The 19,590-nt window shown below is 61.6% G+C and carries 19 protein-coding genes; all 19 read left to right on the plus strand.

Annotated features, from left to right (window positions below; genetic code table 11):
* Positions 1-2 precede the first annotated feature (2 nt).
* Entirely contained in the window at positions 3-461 is a 459-nt protein-coding gene (locus tag IPM84_14775; GenBank protein ID MBK9094003.1) for a hypothetical protein, read from the plus strand.
* Positions 462-471: 10 nt separating this feature from the next.
* A complete protein-coding gene (locus tag IPM84_14780; GenBank protein ID MBK9094004.1) occupies positions 472-2,355 on the plus strand; it encodes a TIGR03986 family CRISPR-associated RAMP protein in 1,884 nt (627 codons plus the stop codon).
* Positions 2,356-2,417: 62 nt separating this feature from the next.
* Positions 2,418-3,989, plus strand: coding sequence for an AAA family ATPase (locus tag IPM84_14785; GenBank protein MBK9094005.1), 1,572 nt, complete (start codon positions 2,418-2,420; stop codon positions 3,987-3,989).
* A gap of 9 nt (positions 3,990-3,998) precedes the next feature.
* Positions 3,999-4,451 (plus strand): hypothetical protein, encoded by a 453-nt coding sequence (locus tag IPM84_14790; protein MBK9094006.1) that lies wholly within the window; start codon positions 3,999-4,001, stop codon positions 4,449-4,451.
* Between the two features lie 142 nt (positions 4,452-4,593).
* Positions 4,594-5,028: a hypothetical protein gene (locus tag IPM84_14795; GenBank protein ID MBK9094007.1), complete on the plus strand. Its 435-nt coding sequence runs from the start codon at positions 4,594-4,596 to the stop codon at positions 5,026-5,028.
* Positions 5,029-5,285: 257 nt separating this feature from the next.
* The gene (locus IPM84_14800; protein ID MBK9094008.1) at positions 5,286-5,717 is read left to right on the plus strand and encodes a DUF433 domain-containing protein; all 432 of its coding nucleotides are present in this window, start codon (positions 5,286-5,288) and stop codon (positions 5,715-5,717) included.
* An 18-nt stretch (positions 5,718-5,735) separates the two neighbouring features.
* Positions 5,736-6,299, plus strand: coding sequence for a hypothetical protein (locus IPM84_14805; GenBank protein MBK9094009.1), 564 nt, complete (start codon positions 5,736-5,738; stop codon positions 6,297-6,299).
* Positions 6,300-6,653: 354 nt separating this feature from the next.
* Positions 6,654-6,995 carry a DUF433 domain-containing protein gene (locus tag IPM84_14810; protein ID MBK9094010.1) on the plus strand — a complete coding sequence of 114 codons (342 nt, stop codon included), beginning with the start codon at positions 6,654-6,656 and terminating at the stop codon, positions 6,993-6,995.
* A complete protein-coding gene (locus tag IPM84_14815) occupies positions 6,988-7,350 on the plus strand; it encodes a DUF5615 family PIN-like protein (protein ID MBK9094011.1) in 363 nt (120 codons plus the stop codon). Before IPM84_14810 ends, IPM84_14815 begins: the two co-directional genes overlap by 8 nt.
* A 211-nt stretch (positions 7,351-7,561) precedes the next feature.
* The gene (locus IPM84_14820; protein MBK9094012.1) at positions 7,562-7,945 is read left to right on the plus strand and encodes a hypothetical protein; all 384 of its coding nucleotides are present in this window, start codon (positions 7,562-7,564) and stop codon (positions 7,943-7,945) included.
* A 175-nt stretch (positions 7,946-8,120) separates the two neighbouring features.
* Positions 8,121-8,417 carry a type II toxin-antitoxin system Phd/YefM family antitoxin gene (locus IPM84_14825; protein ID MBK9094013.1) on the plus strand — a complete coding sequence of 99 codons (297 nt, stop codon included), beginning with the start codon at positions 8,121-8,123 and terminating at the stop codon, positions 8,415-8,417.
* Complete coding sequence (locus IPM84_14830; GenBank protein ID MBK9094014.1) at positions 8,414-8,833, plus strand: putative toxin-antitoxin system toxin component, PIN family; 420 nt, start codon at positions 8,414-8,416, stop codon at positions 8,831-8,833. The genes IPM84_14825 and IPM84_14830 overlap by 4 nt, the downstream gene beginning before the upstream one ends.
* A gap of 438 nt (positions 8,834-9,271) precedes the next feature.
* Positions 9,272-10,165, plus strand: a complete 894-nt coding sequence (locus IPM84_14835) for a hypothetical protein (GenBank protein ID MBK9094015.1) — start codon at positions 9,272-9,274, stop codon at positions 10,163-10,165.
* A gap of 169 nt (positions 10,166-10,334) precedes the next feature.
* Complete coding sequence (gene cas6 / locus IPM84_14840) at positions 10,335-11,156, plus strand: CRISPR system precrRNA processing endoribonuclease RAMP protein Cas6 (GenBank protein MBK9094016.1); 822 nt, start codon at positions 10,335-10,337, stop codon at positions 11,154-11,156.
* A 276-nt stretch (positions 11,157-11,432) separates the two neighbouring features.
* Positions 11,433-13,835: a zinc ribbon domain-containing protein gene (locus IPM84_14845; GenBank protein MBK9094017.1), complete on the plus strand. Its 2,403-nt coding sequence runs from the start codon at positions 11,433-11,435 to the stop codon at positions 13,833-13,835.
* A gap of 121 nt (positions 13,836-13,956) precedes the next feature.
* Positions 13,957-15,252, plus strand: a complete 1,296-nt coding sequence (locus tag IPM84_14850) for a hypothetical protein (GenBank protein MBK9094018.1) — start codon at positions 13,957-13,959, stop codon at positions 15,250-15,252.
* A gap of 681 nt (positions 15,253-15,933) precedes the next feature.
* Positions 15,934-18,288, plus strand: a complete 2,355-nt coding sequence (locus tag IPM84_14855; protein ID MBK9094019.1) for a zinc-ribbon domain-containing protein — start codon at positions 15,934-15,936, stop codon at positions 18,286-18,288.
* Between the two features lie 2 nt (positions 18,289-18,290).
* Positions 18,291-18,602: a hypothetical protein gene (locus IPM84_14860; protein MBK9094020.1), complete on the plus strand. Its 312-nt coding sequence runs from the start codon at positions 18,291-18,293 to the stop codon at positions 18,600-18,602.
* A complete protein-coding gene (locus IPM84_14865) occupies positions 18,584-19,585 on the plus strand; it encodes an RNA-directed DNA polymerase (protein MBK9094021.1) in 1,002 nt (333 codons plus the stop codon). The genes IPM84_14860 and IPM84_14865 overlap by 19 nt, the downstream gene beginning before the upstream one ends.
* Positions 19,586-19,590 lie beyond the last annotated feature (5 nt).

Here is a 19,590-nt window from a genome sequence, read left to right on the forward strand (position 1 = left end):
TCATGGCACTACAGCACACCGATCCCAGTCAACCGCGCCGCGATCGCGCAGGACACACCTTCTCGGCTCACGCGCCGTATAACTTCATACCGTTGCCGGAACACATGGCGCCAGCAGCCAGCCTGCCCAACCATGACAGCTACGACCAGGAATTGCTGACCGGGCGTATCGAATGCGAGATGGAAACCTGCTCACCACTCTACGTGCGCGGCATGTTGACACCCTCTGATTATCGAGAGTTTGGTGAGAAGGGGCCGGATCAACTCACACCAACCGAGAAAAAACGACGCGCCCCCTTCTTTGCGACCGAAGAAGCCCTTGTGGAGGGCCATCGTCGTCCCGCCATCCCCGGCAGCAGCCTGCGCGGGATGACGCGAAGCCTGGTGGAGATCATTGGCTTCGGGCGCATGCGCTGGGTAGGCAAGGAGCCGACTTTCACCTTCCGCGCCGTGGCGCTCTAATACCGATCCCTTGCGCGAACCATATCGCCAGGTGATTGGATCCTTAAGTCGCAATGTGCGCGCTGGATACCTGGTAAAGCGCGGCGAGGAGTGGTTCGTGCAACCTGCCCTCACCCCCCGAGACATGGGATGGTCAAGCGAAGATGCGTTCCTGAAAGTCAAGGATCTCAACATCAGCAGCAGCGACTTGCCTAAATATGTTCGTCTCGATGATCCCAAGTACCGGCCACAGATTCATGCAGTCAAATTCGATGTCGAGGTTCGGCGCGGCCCACGTGGAAGTTATCTGGCTGTCACTCGGCTGGCGGCGTCTCAAGGCTACACAGGATGGCTGGTGTGTTCAGGCAACATGAAAGAAGCTTCTCAAGATCGGCCTGACCAGCGATCGCCGCGCAAGAGCCAGACGCTGGTTCTATCAGAGAATACAAGGGCAAAAGCGATTCGCGTAAAGCCTCAGGCGGTGAAGGACTATCTTGCAGGGCTTACTCCGTACCAGCAAGAAGAATTAACTGCCTGGAGCGAAGGCAAAGACAGCCCTCACGGATGTCTCTATCACGGTAAGCCGGTCTTTTATGTGACCGAAGACAACGAAGTAGCCTACTTTGGTCATTCACCCAACTTCCGCATCCCTGCGCGGCTATTTGGTTCGAACCGCGCAGCGACGCCGACAGATTTCGTGCCCGATGCTTTGCGCAATGATCCACGGCCAGATCTGGCTGATGCTATCTTTGGCTGGGTGGAAAGTAATGATTCTCCTGCGGGCCAACGCGCGGGTCGGGTCTTCTTTGAGGATGCGCGTTATGTCGATGCGAAGGATGGCGTCTGGCTGCATCCAGAGCCGATCATCCCGCACACCCTTTCCGGGCCAAAGGTAACCACCTTCCAACACTACCTGGTGCAGGATCATCGTACAGGGCACCATCCCGACAAAAAGGAAACGCTCGCCCATTATGGCTCTCCGCCCAACAGCACCCAGGTACGTGGGCACAAACAGTACTGGCATCGCGGCGCATCCCCAGACATTGAAGCCAGCGCCAAGGAACGTGAGCATGAGAAGCAGCTTACGCGGATCATTCCAGTGAAAGCTGGTGTGCGGTTCAAGTTCAGCGTGTGTTTCGAGAACCTGCGGCTAGAGGAATTAGGCGCGCTATGGTGGGCATTGGCCTTGCCAGGTGAGTCGGGTAAGGATTACCGTCACAAATTGGGCATGGGTAAACCCCTGGGAATGGGAGCAGTCAAGATCACACCTCGACTCATCTTGAGCGATCGCTGTAACCAGGCTGATCGTTACGGCCGGTTGTTCGATGATAGCGGCTGGCATCTGGCCGAACGACCAGCCGAAGCTGCGCAATACACCAAGCTGTTTGAGAGGTATGTTTTGGACGCCGTGGAGCTACGCGGGGCGACTCGTCTGGCTGATGTGGAACGCATCCGCATGTTGCTAACCATGCTGGAGTGGCGCGAGGGCACAGAGCAATGGCTGAAGACCACCAGCTATATGGAGGTCGAGACTGAAAATGACAAGCTGAACGAGTACAAAGAACGTCCGGTCCTGGCCGATCCATTGGCGGTGGTCGCGGGCAACGACGCCCCGTTACGGAGCGAGGAACGCCCGGTCAGGAACGAGCCCGCGCCTCGCCCGAAGCCGGCCCAAGTCACCCGCAGCCTACCTGCGCAGCAGGGCGATGCTCGCCGAACTGGTGCAGTCACGCGTTGGCTGGATGACCGGGCCTACGGCTTCATCAAGCCTGATGGCAGCCAGGAGCGGGATGTCTTCATGCACATCTCGGCTGTGGAGGGAAATCGAGCCTTGCAGGTCGGGCAGCGCGTTAGTTTCGAGATCGTACAAGGGCCTAAGGGCATGCAGGCGCAGAAAGTCCGTCCGATACCATAGCAAAGGGCAAGTCAGGGAGGTCAACGTCCTGCGCTGGCTTCCCTGACTTGTAGGAGAATCACATGACCGTCGAAGCAATCCGTCTCCAAAATTTCATGGCCTTCGCGAACACCGGTTGGATCGACCTGCGGCCGATCACGCTGCTGTTTGGGCGCAATTCGTCTGGCAAAAGTGCGCTCATCCGCGCTTTACTGCTGCTCAGGCAGAGCCTTGGCCCTGGCGAGAAGGGAACGCCATTTCTGTTCGAAGACCTGTACGGCGTCGATCTGGGTGGGTTCAAGGAAGCAGTGCACAACGGGCAAACCGAGAAGCATATCTGGTTTCATTTCCGCTGCTCCAGTTCCGAAATTCAGGACATGCTTGCCAAACCTGGATTCGCAGGCGTGGGGGCAAACCAAACAGCAGCGATCGAGGTTGCATTGGGGTATGCAGCATATCGCGAAACACGCGAGAAGATTGACCCCACTCGTATCGAGCTGGCTGACCTGCAACTCCGCTTGACGGTTGCTGATCAAGATGAACAGCAGTTGCTCTTTCAAGCAGGCTTGCTTGAGCCAGAAGATGCCGCTCTCTTCGACGGCGAACGTTGGTACGTCGAGGGTCTTCTCGCCCACCGTGGGGAACCTGGCGCTTGGAAGGGTTTTGGCTGCGAACTCGGTTGGGGGTTTCTCGACCTGAAGTTCATCCAGCCTCAAACCGATGATCGAGGCAACTATAACTTCCTGAGCGAACTGTTCCGCATGCTCAAAGGCGAGATTGCTGGTTTTCTGGACGGGATCGTTCATTTGGGGCCAATTCGTCCTGAACCGCAACGCCGCTATTCTTTCGACCGCGCGACTGCCTTCGAGTGGAGATCACGCGACTGGACGGCGTTTCTTGACTTCATTGGCGGCAAGCTGCGGCAGGAGCAAATCGACGAAATCGGTTTTTGGCTCGAGCGACTGCAGTTAGCAAAGCGCCCTGATTCGCATCTGGCCTCGGAAATCGGGGCGCTGGTTGCGGAATTCGAGGTCGGCGTGATTGAGAATGATCAATCGCCGCCTCGTCCCTTGAGCGCGATGGGGTTCGGCACTTCGCAGGTGCTGCCTGTGATTGTGCAGTGTGTGACTGCGAAGCCCGGTTCTCTAGTGATTGTTGAGCAACCGGAGTTGCATCTGCATCCATCTGCTCAAGCCAGACTCGGAGATATGTTTATCAACTCGATTCTTGGCGAAGCACTTCCTATGTGGCGCCAGGAGGTCGAGAAAGCGTTGCGGGAGCACCGCCAGCCTCCCGAAATTCCTAGAGCGACCAATAAACTGCCTCCACCAGGGCCACGTCTGCTAATCGAAACCCATAGTGAACACCTCTTGTTGCGCTTTCGCCGGCGAATCGCCGAGACTTTCGCCTATGAGCTCAAACGCATTAAGGCAAATGAGCATCCTCAGACGGGACAAGAGTTGCTTGACTGGCCACTGAACACAGATGATCTATGTTTTCATTTCATCTATCGGGACAGTATTGACAGCAAGGTCGTTCAGATCGGCATCAACGAACAGGGAGAACTTGATTCAAGCAAAGCACCATCTCTTTTCGATGACTTCTTTGCCGATGACTTGATCGAGCTAGCTGCTTTGGTGAGTGCATTACCATAGGTGGAAGCCATGCAGTTACTTATTGATCCTGAGGCTTTTAAGGTTGCCAGCACAAACGAGGCTTGTACTCGAACTTTGGCGGGACTCGATCAGAACAAAGACAGGTATCGCTTTGTTATGACTCGTCTACTAAAAAAGGCTTACGGTGAGTTCGTCAGCAGCCCTGGATCGCTAAAAAGTAATGGTGAGCAAGTCGCTCGTGCAGTGGCGCGCCACCTTGTTAGTGGTACTAGGTTTAAGGCATTGCCGATAGACTCAGACATCGAAGATTCGTTACCTCGACATATTCAGGAAGTGATTGTCGAATGCAAACTTGATGATATTGACCGACATCTAATACAAGTTGCCCTAAGACAGTGTAATAACAGAATCCCTTCCGATATTGGATCTAGTATCGTACTTTTGCTAGCTTGTTCATTCCAGATCTACAGAACAGTGCTTACAACAGTTGTCAATTCGTAATGAATTATGCCAGGCGCTAAGTGGCCTTGTAATACATTGCGCAGAGAGTAATAGTCCCATCAATCAACACTATGTAGATCCATATGCTCTAATCAATCGGAAGCAACACGATATACTTTTTGAAAAGGAATGTACATTGTGGTTGACTCGACGCTTTGATGTCGGTGGCGCCAGCGGTCATAACATGTGGGGAAATGAAGTCGATGGAGTTTGTCTCAAATATAACTCTGGTAAGCTAAGTCATGTCTATCTTGGTGAATGCAAGTTGATCCATACCGGCTCGGATAGCACAGCGACACAGCGCAAGGCGCTCGTTCAGTTGAAGCGCAGAATTGAGGCGGCTGTTGAAAATAGTCGCGCCTCAAACGAGAGAGTTGACTCAGATCACGCTCAAGTGGAAGGCTTCATATTCAGTAACCTACAGGGGGACTACGATCAAGACATTCGCCAGAACGCCCGTGAAATCGAACAGCAGACAGGCGCAAATATTCGGTTCATTCGGGTAATGATGCCCGGCAGATGGCAAGATAAACCGGGGTGGAGCCTGGGCGATGATCGCTTTTGCGAGTTATCGTAATTCTTGTGATTTGCCATCTGGCTCTGGCGGTGTGTGCTATTCTTCACTCTGCCCAAGATTGCATTTCGAACATCAGGCCAGATGTGGAACAAAATGAGGTTTTGGAAATTGTAGACAATTTCCATGCGTTCGATTTCGACAACCAGATCTTCCTGACCACGCGCCCGGTCCGCCCCTTGCATCTTGACACCCCAGTCCGCGGTGACTATACTGACCTAAGTTATCTAACAGATAAGATTCTCCCTGGGAGAGGTTCTGTGACCATCGTACTCAATTCCAGTCACGTGCAGCAGAATTTCGGCGCGACGATGGGCCGCGCCACCCTCGGTGATGATGTGGTGATCGAACGCTACGGAATGCCGCGCGTGGCGATAATCGCCTACCAGTGCTACCAGCGCCTGCTGGAGGCGGAGCGCCGGCGCTGGCCTGAGCCAGCAGCCCCGGTCGCAGAGTCCACTCCGGCCCAGGCCGATCGGGCGACATACCGGTACATTACTTGCGTGCCCGGGATTTGGGGCGGACGACCGATCATTCAAGGCACTCGCACACCGGTCAAGGCGATCATTGGCTATCACAAGCTGGGACTCAGCGCGGATGACATCCTGACCGGCCTGCCGAACCTGACGTTGGACCGTCCAGGTGAGGAGTCGAGAGGCCTGCCATTGCTGACAAAAATCAGGAAGCCGTAAACCACAGCGGGGAATTCGATGCCCAAGCAACCCACCTACACCTGGACGCACGTGAACGCACGGCTTAGGAACTTGGAGAAGGGTGACTTCCTGCTTCTCCTGCATGACCTGTATGCGTTGAACGCGGATAACCGGCTCTTTCTGACCACGCGCCTGCTGCCCGGGACGCCGGCGGAGATGGTGGCGCCGTATCGCAAAGCCATTTCCCAGGTGTTCAATCCTGACCGGGGCCTGCCCAGCCTGCAACTGCGCGTGGCGCGCAAGGCGGTGAACGATTTCAAGAAGCTCTGCCATGACCCACTGCCAGTCATTGATCTGATGCTCTTCTATGTCGAGGAAGGTGTGACCTGCGCCCGAACCTACGGCAATCTCGATCCAGCGGTCTACCAGAGCCTGGCGTCGGTCTATCTGGGAGCAGCAGAGCGGACTGCCAATCTCGGTGACCCGGCGACGACGGAAGGTTTGCGCCCACGCTTTGCGCAGCTTGTTCGCGATGCGGCGGATCTCGGTTGGGGTCTGCACGATGAGCTGATCAATATCTACCTGAGCTACCTGCCGCCAGACGACGACGAGCTAATATAAAATCGGGCGACCTGCAATCGCCCGGTCCCCCCATTCTGAGATGCGCCCCTTGCAGATACGTCTTGACAACCCAGTCCGCGGAGACTATACTTATCTAAGTTAGATAACTTAGATAAGATACGCCTCAGGAGAAGTCGTATGACCATCATCCTCAATTCCAGCCAGGTGCAGCAGAACTTCGGTCAGGCCGTGGATCGGGCCATGATGGCCGATGATGTGATCGTGGAACGCTATGGCATTCCGCGCGTGGCGATTGTCGAGTACACACGCTATCAGAAGTTGATCGAGGCTGAACGCCAACGCGCACGCAACCAGGCCACCCCGGCCACCCCGGTCGCCCCGGCCACCCCGGCGATGGAAGCAGCCGCAGATTCATCCGACCTGGCTGAATACCGGCATATCACCCGTGTGCCGGGAGTCTGCGGCGGTCGGCCGATCATTCAAGGTACCCGCACACCGGTCAAGGCGATCGTTGGCTATCACAAGCTGGGACTCAGCGCGGATGACATTCTGGCCGGCTTACCGCACCTGACGCCGGCCCAGGTGTACGAAGCGCTCAGCTATTACCATGACCACCAGGCGGAGATCGAACAGGAGATCGCAGAGGATCAACTGGTCCCTCTCAGTCAGCAGTATGGCCTGCAGGTCGCGGCGGACGGTCGCGTTCTGAGCGTTGGGCAGGCGCAGGATGCCTGAGGAGCCAACGCTGTTTGCACGCCTGTACCTTGATGAAGATGTACACAAGGGTGTGGCTGCGGCTTTGCGGCTGCGGTATTTCGATGCGGTGAGCGTGCATGAAACCGGGGCGTGGGGTCTGACCGATGCTGAACAACTGGCGTTGGCGGCCGATCAACAGCGCGCCCTTTTCACCTTCAACACGGTTGATTTTCTCCTGCTGCACCGGGCCTGGCTGGCGACCGGCCGCATCCACTGGGGGATCATCGTTTGCGAGCAGTTACTGCCGGGCGAGACGATCCGCCGCCTGCTACACCTGCTGAACCGCGTGACGGCGGACGAAATGCGCAACCAGGTTTACTGGCTACCGGGGTAACTGCTCAGGCGGCCCCCCTGCCCCCCCAATCCTGGGGGGAAAAGCATTCGGCTCCCCCAGGATTGGGGGCAGGGGGGCACTCCGGGCGCTATCGAGATCATTCTCACTGCCTGGCTGAGCAGTTACGAAAAATGACGACAATCACGTGCCTACGCCATCCTGGGCATGCCTCAAGGCCCAGCTTCGGCGCCTGGACGAGGACGCACCGACCATGACACTATTACTCAACTTCTCCCACCCCCTGACCGAGGCTCACCTGGCGGCCATTCGCAGCCTGATCGGCGCGGAGGCCGTGCAGGTGATCGCGCTCAACAGCCAGGTGGATGTGCAGCAGCCGCTGGCGCCGCAGGCGACGGCGCTGGCCGACGCGGCCGGGCTCTCATCCGAGGCCTGGCAAACGACGCGGCTGCTGATCGTGCCGCCCGCGCTGAACTTCAGCGCCGCGGTGCTGCTGGCCGAGCTGCACGGCCGCATGGGTTATTTCCCGCCCATTGTGCGCCTGCGGCCGGTAGCCGGCAGCACACCGCCCCGCTTCGAGGTGGCGGAGATCATCAATTTGCAGGCGGTGCGTGAAGAGGCGCGCACGCGGCGCTGAGCTTGAGGAGCGTCGTTCATGAGAGTTGCCAACTTACGGAAAAGTTGGCAACCCTCATGAGGAGCGTCGTTTATGGAGTTGCCAACTTACGGTGACTTGACGCACTTCCCACCTTGTTTTATACTTATCTATGTCATGCAACATAGATAAAACATCCAAAAAGGAGATGGGGCTTGTGGTGATCCAATTGCAGTCCAGCCAGGTGCAACAAAATTTCGGTGCGGCGGTGGAGCGGGCGTTGCACGATGCCGATGTCGTGGTGGAACGCTACGGTACGCCGCGTGTGGCGATCATCGAGTATGGGCGCTATCAGCGCTTGGTGGGGGCGGAACGAGAACTCCTGCGCACGCGCTTGCAGCTGGCGTCGGCCGCGGCCGCGGCACGCGCCGCCAGCTTAAGCGAGGCGGAGATCTCCGCCTTGATCGAACGCGCCCGCACGGAAGTCGCCGCTGACGAGGGCGGGGCTACATGATCCGCGTCGTCATTGATACCGGTGTCTTCATCCGCTATCTTATCAAGCCGAGCGCGGCGATCAAGGAATTGATCGAAGTCCGCTGGCTGAACGACGAGATCGCGTTGGTCTCTGCGCCGGAGTTGATGGCCGAGCTAACCGGTGTGCTGAAACGGGACTATATCCGCAAGCTCATTCAGCCAGAGAATACCGAAGCGCTTCTGGAAATCATCTATCGCAAAGTGGAACTGCTGCCGGCGCTGGGAGAAGTCCCTGTTTACAGCCGGGATCCGAAAGATGATAAGTTCATCGCCTGTGCATTGGCGGCGGGGGTCCCCGATGTGATTACGGTGGATGAGGATCTGCTGATTCTCGCCGAGGTGGGCGGAGCGCGCCTGTTGACGCCCTATCAGTTCCTGGCCCGCTTTCGGAAGTAAGAGACGTTGCTGTTGATTGATTCATTGATTTCTCTCATCCCGTTGCCCCAACTAGGCCAGGTCGCGGCGCCATTGGGTCGTCGAAAAACAACTGTCGGCGGCTGGCACTGAGCCTGTGAGAGTTACCCTTTTCCGAAAGTTGGCAACTCTCACGGCCACGATTTCCCCGCCATCGTGCGGCTGCGATCGGCGGCGGGCAGCCTGACATGTGCTTCGAGGTGGCGGAGATCATCAATTTGCAGGAGGTGCGTGAGGAGGCGCGCACGCGGCGATGGGCTTGAGGAGCGCCGTTCATGAGAGTTGCCAATTTTCGGAAAAGTTGGCAACCCGCACTGTCATCGTGCGCCGGCGGCCTGCCACAACGCTTCGAGGCGGCGGAGATCATCAATCGCAGGCGGTGCGAGAGAGGACACGGCGATACCAACAGGTGGTGAAAGCATGATTCAGAAATTAACTCGTCAAGATTCTTTTACTGACTTTGTCGCAGAACTGATCGCTCAACCCAATCTATCACTGGCGCTCGGCGCCTTCCTGATCGGCCTGCTCGGTAACGTGCTGGCTAGCGCGTTGGGAGACTGGTATCTGTGGTTGATCCCAGGGCACTGGATCATTATAATCGGACTGGCTTTGGCTGTTGTGGGCCTGTACTTCCAGTATGTTCGACGTAAGCGGACTGTGGTTATCGAGATGCAAGACAACCAACCCACGGGCAAAGCAGGGGTGATTTTATTGTTGAGCACACTGAATCCGCCGACAGGAGGAACAGCCGCAGAGAATCAGCAACGCCGAGCTGAGGTGGAAACTACGATCACACATATCCGCGAAAGCGCGTCAGAGAATCTGACGTCTGCGGACTTCGCACTGCTGAACAACACGAATCTGACACCCGCCCTGCGCGCCCTGGAATGGCATGCCCAGGTCGGCGCTCTGCGCGAGTGCTGGCTGTTGGGCACTCCGGATGAGAGCCGTGCGAATGGCACATTGCAGCATGGCTCAGCCTGGCTGGCCCCTGTTTTGCAACGCTGGTTTGAACTGCTGCACCCGGGACTGAAAGTAAACTTCAACCTGGTGGCGCCGGTACCGTCGCGGTCCTATTTTCAGCTTTGGCAGAAAGTGGATGAGATTTTCACCCGTAGCCCCTATCGGCCAGAAAACATCATATGCGACATCACTGGCGGGCTTAAGTTGATGAGCGTCGGCGCAGCTTTGGCTTGTCTCGTTCCTGGTCGTACGATGCAATACATGGCCAGTGACCGCGACTGGAAGGGTGAACCGATCGACAAGGGAAAAATGGAGCCTGTCCTGGTGGATATCACGCCCTACCTGATCTAGTAAGATGGCACTGAGGCCAACACGCCTGGCGCTTTGCAAGGCGCCAAGCGCGTGATGGGTTTCTGTTTTCGCCAATCCAACGTCGTTGCAGCCAGCACCTCCTGGACTCTGAAAAACCGCAAAGCTAGTCGTAAGGCCCTTTTTGGCTTATCGAGAAGGATTGTCAATCATGCTCATTGCCATTGTACTCAAACTCACCGCTGATCGCAACCTGGCGCTGCCGCCGCACTTGGGGCGGGCGAATTATGCGGCGACGCTGCGCCGGCTGGAGCAGGTGGAGCCGGGGCTGGGTGATGTGGCGCACGCGGGCGAGGGGCCGAAGCCGTTGACCTGTTCGTCACTGCTGAATCATCTGCCGCGCGGAGGACAGTCGCTGATCCGCGCCGGCGAAGAGGTGCAGGTGCGCATCACCGGGCTGGAGGCGCGTATCAGCCAGGCGCTGGCCCGCGGTCTGCTGGAGCAGCCGCCCGCAACCTGGGAACTGGACGGCGAGGTCTTCCAGGTGACGGGGGTGGTGTGCGACGAACGCCAGCACAGCTGGACCGGGCAAGCCACTTACCAGGAACTGCTCAGCACCTATGTGCATAGGGCGGACGAGGCGTCGGCCCAGGTGCAGTTGGAGTTCGGCAGCCCGACGGCCTTTTCGTCCAAGGGGCTGACCATGCCGGCGCCGCTGCCCTACCTGGTCTTTGGCAGCCTGGCGGACCGTTGGAACGCGTTCAGCCCGGTTCCGCTGGCGTCCGACACGCGCCAGTTCGTGGAAGAAAACGTCGCGCTCAGCCGCTTCGATCTGCACACACGGCCGGTGCAGACCAAGAACAGCGGTCTTTACATCGGCGCGGAAGGCATGGCCCAGTACACGGCCGTGCGCAGGGATCGCTACTGGCTGGTGGCGCTCAATGTGCTGGCCGATTTTGCCCTCTTCAGCGGCGTGGGCACGCAAACCACCATCGGCATGGGTCAGGCGCGGCGCCGCTGGCCTGAATCGTAACCACCGCATTCCTGCTCACTGCGCGCGCCAGCTTGGACAGGATTGACAGGATGAACAGGATTTTTGCCCTGTGGTGGGCATAATAATCGGCACAGAGAGCCAAATCTCCTGTCAATCCTGTAAATCCTGTCCGACTCCCTGGCAGCCTGAGCAGCCACACCCCCGCGCTAATCATTCCCCCGTGCCAACGCACAACCAAATCGTCAGACGGGGGAAACCAGGGGATCAAAGAACCTGGTTTTTTCTTTCATCCTTTGTCTCTGAAAGGAGTTCCTGATGCGCTCTTGCTCTGCCTGTCAGTATGAAAATCCGGATGATGCCCTCTTTTGCGCCAAATGCCAGACCGCGCTGAACGCGTCGCCGCCCGCGCCGTCAGGGGGCGGCGTTCACGTGGGCGGCGACGCGGGCGTGGTGCGCGTGCATGACGAATCGCAGACCGTGAACAACATCACGATCAGCATTGCGCCGCAAAAGCTGGCCGATCTGATGCGCGTCAGCGGGCAGGAGGCGGGCGCAGCCGATGAGACTGAACGCCTGGCGCTGAGCGGCGGCGCACTGGCGGCCGAAACCAGGCTTGCTCTGAGCGAGTTCGAGGTGGGCGCGGATGAGCAGGAGATGGTGCTGCGGGTGTTCGCGGCGCCGCCCGGCCTGGACGCAGCCCGCGCGGCGCTGAGCCGGCGCCTGCTGGTGCTGACAGCCGCGCCGGGCAGCGGCTGTTACACCGCCGCGCTGGCGCTGGCCCTGCAGTTGCGCGATCAACAGGCCCGGCATGGCCCCGCGCCGCGCATCTACGCGCTGCCCCAACGCCTGGTCGTTTCCACACGCAGCCTGTTGAACGGCGAACAGGCGGCCAATACGATCCTGGTGGTTTATGACCAGGGCGAGCCGGCCAACGCGGTGGTGCGTGAACTGAGCGAGGAGCGCCAGCAGCCGTCGGTGACGCGCATTCGCGCCACGCTGACCCAGGTGAAAAGCACGCTGATCCTGGTGTGCAGCCAGACCTCGCCCCTGATCGCCAATGCGAGTGTGCGCCGTGCGCTGCAGGAGGCCGGCGCCCTGGTGGAAATCGGCATGCCGCCGCCGGGCCAGGTGCTGGAGCGCCATGTCACCTGGGCGGCCGGCGATGAGACCTGGCAGCAGTTGACCGCGGGCCTGCGGGAGCGGGTGGAATGGCTGGCGCAGCGCTTGCGCCTGCCGCGGCGCATTGCCAAGTTCGCCCAGTTCTATGCGCGCAGCCTGGCCGAGCAGTGCCGGCCGGACGATGTGGAGGCGAACTGGCGCCTGGCCGAGCGCCTGGCCGCGACCGCGCTCGATGTGCGCGCTGAGGCGCGCAGCCTGTTCAAAGGGCTGACCGATGATCGCCTGCGTTGGCTGGCCGTCACCCTCTGCCTGTTTCACGACGCCCGCTTGACCGATTTCTGGCGGCTGTACGAGCTGCTCAGCGCGCATGGCCGGGCGCTGCAGGAAAACCGCCGACCGCTGCCGGCGGCCGAACAGCCGGCCGCAACCGCCGGCGCCGCGCCGGCGCCTCTGCCCAGCCTGTTTGCCGACAACGACGCGGACCTGCTGCTGGCCGTGCATGGCGAGGTGGTGACGGTGGAGGAGCGCCTGGAAACGGGCGTGGCGCAGGTGCGCCGCGTGCGTTTCGAGGACGCCGAGCTGCAGAGCGCCATGCTGGGCTTTTTGCAGGAAAACCATCACGCCCTGCTGCTGGGCCTGGCGCCGCTGCTGGAGACGTTGGTCAAGGAGGGCAATCTGGAGGTGCGCATCGCGGCGGCGCGTGCGCTTGGTGCGATCGGCACGCTGGACTTTGGCCGCCTGCTGCAGCCGCTGCTCGAACGCTGGCGTGACAGCGATGCCGCGTTCGTGCGCGCGACGGTGGGCTATACCCTGGATGCCGTGCTGGCGGAAGGGGGCGCGAGCGCTGAGGCGCTGCAATTGCTGCACACCTGGGTGGAGACGCGGCCCGCGGGCGGCGATCGTTGGAAGCGGCAATGGACTGTGGCGGCTGCGCTCAAAATTATCGGCCAGCAGCGCATTGACCTGGCGCTGGCGGAGATGAAGCGCCTGGGCCTGGCCTTTCACCTGGTCAACGACCGCCAGGCGGTGGGCCAGGTGCTGCCAGCCTTCAGCTTTACGCTGGTGGTGCTCAGCCTGCAGGGGCATGTGCGGCCGGTGTTGCGTGTACTGACCGCGTGGATGCATGAGCCGCAACTGCCCAGCCACACGCTGCGCCTGACCGCGGCGCTGGTCTGGGCGCAGGTGATGGACGTTTACAATGACCTGGCGCAAGCCGAACGCCAGCGTGCCACGGGCGGCCCGTATCATGAGATGGTGCGCCTGGCGCTGGCGGGCGAGGAAACGAGTCTGTTGGTGGACAGCGTGACGCAGGCGTTTTTGGGCTGGTGCGACATCTGGCAGCAGGATCAACGGCAATACCGCGTGGTGCTCGACATCCTGCAGATGTGGGCGGAGGATGCGGCCGGCAGTACACCGGCGCGTGCGGCCGTCCAGCAGTTGATCGCGCAGGTCTGGCGACGCCTGGCGCAGGGGTCAATCCACGACGCGCCGCGTTTTTTCGAGGCTGGCCTGAGGCGCTGGCGCGCCGATCGCCGCCGTCACCCTGGCGCGGCCGCGCTGGCGGTTGCATTGTTGGCGCGTGAGGTGAGCAAGGACTGAACCGCTAAGACGCGAAGTCCGCGAAGTCCGCGAATAAGACTGGCGATTTCTTGCACAGAGACCAAGTATTCTTTCGCCACGAATGGCACGAATTTGTACGAAGGCAAAGGAGCAGATGACGATGGTAACTGAAAACTATCTGTTGGAAAGCCAGGCCGTGCAGGCGCTGGCGGTGGGCGAACTGCGCGAGTTTGTGCGCAGCCAGATGGATTTGAGCGGGATGATGCTGTTTATCTGCAAGCGCATCGGCCAACAGCCGGTGCTGCAGCGGGTCCTGCGCGCCAACGACAAGCTGACACTGGTGGACCGTGGCCGGCTGCAGATGCAACTGCGCAACGACGACGAGCGCATCATCGGCTACCTGGTCAACCTGGAGGAGGCGCGACCGTTCGAGGCCAAAGCCAATTTTCGCCTGGGCGACCGCGTTTCGGAGTTGAACGCGACGATCAAGCTCTATTTTCACATCCTGGACCCTGAAAAGATCGTGCGCAACATCAACCAGGACCCGCTCAAGCGTCTGTGTGAGGAGATTTGCGCCGAGCTGCAGAAGCTCTTCAGCACGCTGCTGCGCTACCAGGACATTGATACCAACCTGGCCAAGGGCGAAGCGATGGCGACAGCCCTGGGCGACCGCCATCACCTGGGGCTGGGGGTGGAGAAGGTGTCCGTTGATTTCGAGCTACCGGAAACCGTGCGCAAATCGTTGGAGGAGATTGTGGCGATCCAGATCAAGCGCGATCTGGAGGGACAAAAGCAGCGCGACCTGCAGGATAATCTGGAGCAACTGGAGCGGCAGAAGAGTCAGGATATTCGCAAGGAGGAGATTGCCGTCGAGATTGCGCAGGCCACGCTGGATGCCGGCCGCAAGAAGCTGCAGAGCCAGATCGAGCGTGAAGCGATGGAGGCTGAGGCGGAGAAGGCACGCGAAAGCCGGCGCATGGAGGCAGAAACGCGACGCAAAGAGCACGAGCTGCGCTTGCTGGCGATGCAGATGGAGCACATGGACCCCCACAATCCGGCCTCGCTGCTGGTGCAGGATGCGGAATTTCGCCGCAGCTACTTGCAGATGGTGCATACCCAGGAGATGGAGAAGATTCGACGCATGGCCGATGTGCAGGTGCAGCAGATGGATCAGGATAAGCAGATCGAACTGCGCTACGCCGAGGCGCGGCTGCAGTTGATTCAGGAGTATCTCAAGAAGAAGGGCGATATTCTCGAACAGGATGAACTGGAACGCCTGGTGGAAATGCTGGACAAGGGGCGGCCAGACCCCGGAGCGGGTAGTCGTCGGCTGTTGGAGGCGCCGGTTGCGTCGCAGCCGAGGCCGAGGCCGGCGGCCGTGGTGAAGGAAGAGCATATGCAGGGAGAGGAGGTGCTCGAGGGGAAGTGGGCCGTCGCAGAGGCGCCGGCCGAATGAATTCGACGCCCGCCGAATGAATTCGGGGCGAAGGGGCGTGCCGCCGCGGGGGGACGCCCGCCGAATGAATTCGGGGCGAAGGGGCGTGCCGCCGGGCCGCCCGCCGAATGAATTCGGGGCGAAGGGGCGTGCCGCCGCGGGGGGACGCCCGCCGAATGAATTCGGGGCGAAGGGGCGTGCCGCCGCGGGGGGACGCCCGCCGAATGAATTCGGGGCGAAGGGGCGTGCCGCCGCGGGGGGACGCCCGCCGAATGAATTCGGGGCGAAGGGGCGTGCCGCCGCAAGGTCGGCCTGCGCCGACCTGGATTGCGTCCACGCAGGTGGACGCCCGGCGGACCGCCCGTGAGGTGCGATTTCAATCGCCGACCGGCGCCGACCCGGGGTGGGGGGAATGAATGGGGTCGAATGAATTCGGGGCGAAGGGGCGTGCCGCCGCGGGGGGGCCGCCCGCCGAATGAATTCGGGGCGAAGGGGCGTGCCGCCGCAAGGTCGGCCTGCGCCGACCTGGATTGCGTCCACGCAGGTGGACGCCCGGCGGAACGCCCGTGAGGTGCGATTTCAATCGCCGACCGGCGCCGCGACCCGGATTGCGTCCACGTAGGTGGACGCCCGGCGGAACGCCCGTGAGGTGCGACCTCGGTCGCTCTCGAATTGTTGATGTGAGAAAGAAAGGATCTGACTATGGCTACTACGATTGTGTGTCCGTCATGCCGGCGAAACATTCCGGCCGACGCGAAGTTTTGTCCCTATTGCCGCGCCAGCCTGGCGACGGCGTCGTTGATGTGTGCGTCGTGCCAGAAGGCGATTCCGGCCGATGCGAATTTTTGCCCGTTTTGCCGTACGCCGGTGGCCGGCCGGCGACCGCCGATCCAGGAACACCGCTGGGCACGCGGTGCGGATGATTTTGCGACGCGGGTGGATGTGCAGGACGTGCCCGGCTTTTTCAGCAAGTCGCTGGTGGTGGAGCCAGGGGTGCGTGCGTTGATCCTGGAGGATGGCGTGGCCGCGCGCGGGGAACTGAGCGCCGGGCGCTATACCCTGCACACGTTCCTGGGCACGCTGCATTGGCCGGGCGCGCCCAACCGTTTCACGGCCATTTTGGTGGACGCCGGCGATGTGTCGCTGACCTTCGAGTTGAGCGGTCTGTACACTCGCGATCCAATCCCGGTGGCGTTGACCGCGACGGTGCTGCTGCGGTTGACCGATGCCCAGGCTTTTCTGATCAATGTTCTCAAGGGACAGGTGCAGATGGGGACGGCCAGCCTGCGTGATCTGTTGACGGGCGAGGTGGCGGAGGCCGGCCGCGCGGTGCTGGCGACGTGCGCCGCGGCCGATCTGACCGGCGCGCATGATCCGCGCAACCGCCTGGAGAGTGAGATCGGCACGCGGTTGGCGCTGCCGCTGGCACGCTGGGGACTGTCGTTCGTGAGTCTGCGCACGGCCGATTATCACAGTGAGCGGTTGGAAGGGGTGCGCCAACTGCAGGGGGAATACTGGTTGCTGGTCAGCGAGGCCGAGGCGAAGCTGCACGGCCGCCAGCGCCTGGCCGATGTGCTTTCGGCGCATGAGGTGCAGGATGTGGCCGAGGAGGTGCGCAAGGTGGCCCTGCACCGTGAGCGCGTGCGGGTGTGGGCGCAGTTGCGCGAGGTGCTGCTTTCGGACCGCATGGATGAGATTCACAACGCCGAGGCGCTGGCCGCGGTGGTGGCTGAGGTGGATCGCACGCACGCGCTGCGCCAGCACGAGGTTGACACGCTGAAGCAGTTGCTGGCCGAGCAGGGTGCGGACCGCCAGGCGACGCGCGCGCATCTGCTGGCGCGGGTGGAACTGGAACGCCAGCGCGAGGTGCGCCTGGGTGAATTGGCGCTGCGTAAGGATGTCGAGCAAGAGGAACTGGCGCGCAATCAGGAGATCGAAAGCCGGCGCCTGGAAGGGATGATGGCGCTGGAGACGCGGCGCTGGCAGGCTGAACTGGAACGCCGCACGCAGGAGACCGCGGCGCAGCGCGCACAGCAGGCCGCGGCGGATATGGCGCAGCGCCAGCGCACGTTGCAGGATGCCTTGAACGAACTGGAGGTGGCCAAGGCCAAGGCCAAGACTCAGGCGGAGATTGATCGCATCGAACGCGAGGAGGACCGCCTGGACATGGAACTGGGCGCGCTGAGCCTGGAGCGCATGCACGCGGTGCGGCGCAAGGAGGATGCCGAGCGGATGCGCATGGAGTTGGAGCGCAAGGCGGCCGAAATTCAACAGGAGATGGGCCGCGCCGCGGCGGAGATGGAGCGGCGGCTGCGTGAGGAAGCAGAGCGCCATCGCCTGGAAATGGAACGCAAGCGGCATGAGCTGGAGCAGGAACGCCAGCGCCAGGAGTTCGAGCTGACGCGCACGCGCACGCTGGCCGAGCAGGGGGTGGCCGGTCTGATGACGCTGGCGACGACGCCGGAGCAGGCGCGGCTGTTGAAGGATGTGGCCTTGCTGGCGCAGGCGCGCGATCTGTCGCCAGCGCAGTTGGAAATGGTGATGGCCGCGCTCTCGCCTGACCTGGCGCGCGCGCTGGCTGAGAAGTTCAAGGCGCAGGCGGCCGTCAGCACGCAGGCAGGCCAGGCGCAGCCGGTGTACGAACGCCTGTTGACCGAGATGAAGGCGATGGGCGCCGAGCAGGCCGCGCTGCAGGAACGCTACGCGGAGCGCATGCAGGGGATGTACGACAAGGGCATGGACACGACGCTGGGCACGGCGCAGGCCAATGCCGGGCGCGTGGAGCCGCCCGCGCCGCCGGTGATTCTGCCGCCCGCGCCCATCCCGCCGGCGACCGCGCGGCGCGGACGCCGTCGGCCGGCGGCCGCGCGCGTGCAGGCTGACGATGAGGCGCTGGCGGGTGATGATGATAATGGTGATGAAGCCGCGGATGGCGCTGATCATGAGGACGCAGCGGATGATGCGGCCGGCGCTGAAGGTCGGGTGACCTGCCCGCGCTGTCAGCAGCAAACGCCGACCGGGCGCAGGTTTTGCATGCACTGCGGGGAGGATCTGTAACCATGGATGCGACACGCGGGATGAGACGAGTTTTCAGACGCTTGGCCGCACGCGATGCTCGTCGGCAGGCGCGCGAGGAGGCTGACCCGGCCGCGCCGGCGCCCAGTGAGCCACTGACAGGCGCCAGCCGGCGGCTGCAGCGCGCGCGGCGCCGGCCGATTCACGACCACCAGGCGGCCCAACGTCGCCGCCGGCCAGGCCGCCGCAACCACAGCCGCGACGCCCGCTGGGGGGCGCGGCCAGGCCGGCGGCGCATCCTACGCATCCGCGGCGGGGCGGGCGCAGCGCCGGCGCGGTGTTCGATGACCTGGTGACCGCGCGACGGCGGCAGGCGGAAGGGCGGCAGGCTGGGGCGCGGGCGCAAAAACCGGCGGGCGTGGTCACAACGGGGGCTGGCAGGCCGGGCCGGGAAAGAGCGGTTGCGCCCGCGGCGGTCAAGACGCCGGGGCTGGAGGCGGCCTTTACGCCGGAGAGCCTGGGTCGGGCCTGGCTGCACATCAAGGCCAATGGCGGCGGCCCTGGCGTGGACGGGGTTTCGCTGGATGATTTCACGGCCCATGCCGAGGCGGAACTGGCCGCGCTGCGCCGCGATGTGCTCGGCGGCGTCTACCGCGCCACGCCGATCCGGACGGTGTGGGTGCCGAAGCGCAGCGGGGAGGGGCAGCGTCCGCTGGCGAAATGGACGATTCGCGACCGTGTGGCGCAGCGGGCGCTGGTGGAGTACCTGGAACCGACCTTCGAGAAGCGCTTTCTCGATTGCAGTTTTGGCTTTCGCCCCGGCCGCGGGGTGCAAGACGCCACGGCGCGTATTCTGACGCTGCGCGATCAGGGGCTGCGCTGGGTGGTGGATGCGGATATCAAGAAGTGCTTCGAGCACATTGACCCGGGCCTGCTGCAGCAGCGCTTGCGCAGTGAGTTGAACGATCCCGGCCTGCTGTGGCTGCTGGAGGGGTGGATTCAGGTGCGCATCATGAACGCGCTGGTGGGGCAGCGTCCCACGGCCGGCACGTCGCAGGGGGGGCCGATCTCGCCGCTGCTGGCGAATATCTATCTGCACCCGCTGGATGTGAAGCTGACGCAGGCGAAGCTGAACCTGGTGCGTTATGCCGATGACCTGGTGGTGCTGTGCCCGCGGCGTCAGGATGCCGAGGCGGCGCTGGCGCAGGTGGAAGATGGGCTGCGCGAGCTGCGCCTGGAGTTGAATCCTAAGAAGACGCGGTTGGTGAGCTTCGACGAGGGGTTCCAATTTTTGGGCGTGTTCTTCATCGGCAATAAGCATCATTACCTGGGATTTTGAGTTTA

The organism is Candidatus Amarolinea dominans, assembly GCA_016719785.1.
In the GTDB taxonomy this organism is placed as follows: domain Bacteria; phylum Chloroflexota; class Anaerolineae; order SSC4; family Amarolineaceae; genus Amarolinea; species Amarolinea dominans.

Bases quoted from the DNA above. Each gene is read 5' to 3' on its own strand.
- IPM84_14775 (MBK9094003.1), top strand. From the start codon at position 3: ATGGCACTACAGCACACCGATCCCAGTCAACCGCGCCGCGATCGCGCA.
- IPM84_14785 (MBK9094005.1), top strand. From the start codon at position 2,418: ATGACCGTCGAAGCAATCCGTCTCCAAAATTTCATGGCCTTCGCGAAC.
- IPM84_14790 (MBK9094006.1), top strand. From the start codon at position 3,999: ATGCAGTTACTTATTGATCCTGAGGCTTTTAAGGTTGCCAGCACAAAC.
- IPM84_14805 (MBK9094009.1), top strand. From the start codon at position 5,736: ATGCCCAAGCAACCCACCTACACCTGGACGCACGTGAACGCACGGCTT.
- IPM84_14810 (MBK9094010.1), top strand. From the start codon at position 6,654: ATGGAAGCAGCCGCAGATTCATCCGACCTGGCTGAATACCGGCATATC.
- IPM84_14815 (MBK9094011.1), top strand. From the start codon at position 6,988: ATGCCTGAGGAGCCAACGCTGTTTGCACGCCTGTACCTTGATGAAGAT.
- IPM84_14820 (MBK9094012.1), top strand. From the start codon at position 7,562: ATGACACTATTACTCAACTTCTCCCACCCCCTGACCGAGGCTCACCTG.
- IPM84_14830 (MBK9094014.1), top strand. From the start codon at position 8,414: ATGATCCGCGTCGTCATTGATACCGGTGTCTTCATCCGCTATCTTATC.
- IPM84_14835 (MBK9094015.1), top strand. From the start codon at position 9,272: ATGATTCAGAAATTAACTCGTCAAGATTCTTTTACTGACTTTGTCGCA.
- cas6 (MBK9094016.1), top strand. From the start codon at position 10,335: ATGCTCATTGCCATTGTACTCAAACTCACCGCTGATCGCAACCTGGCG.
- IPM84_14845 (MBK9094017.1), top strand. From the start codon at position 11,433: ATGCGCTCTTGCTCTGCCTGTCAGTATGAAAATCCGGATGATGCCCTC.
- IPM84_14850 (MBK9094018.1), top strand. From the start codon at position 13,957: ATGGTAACTGAAAACTATCTGTTGGAAAGCCAGGCCGTGCAGGCGCTG.
- IPM84_14855 (MBK9094019.1), top strand. From the start codon at position 15,934: ATGGCTACTACGATTGTGTGTCCGTCATGCCGGCGAAACATTCCGGCC.
- IPM84_14860 (MBK9094020.1), top strand. From the start codon at position 18,291: ATGGATGCGACACGCGGGATGAGACGAGTTTTCAGACGCTTGGCCGCA.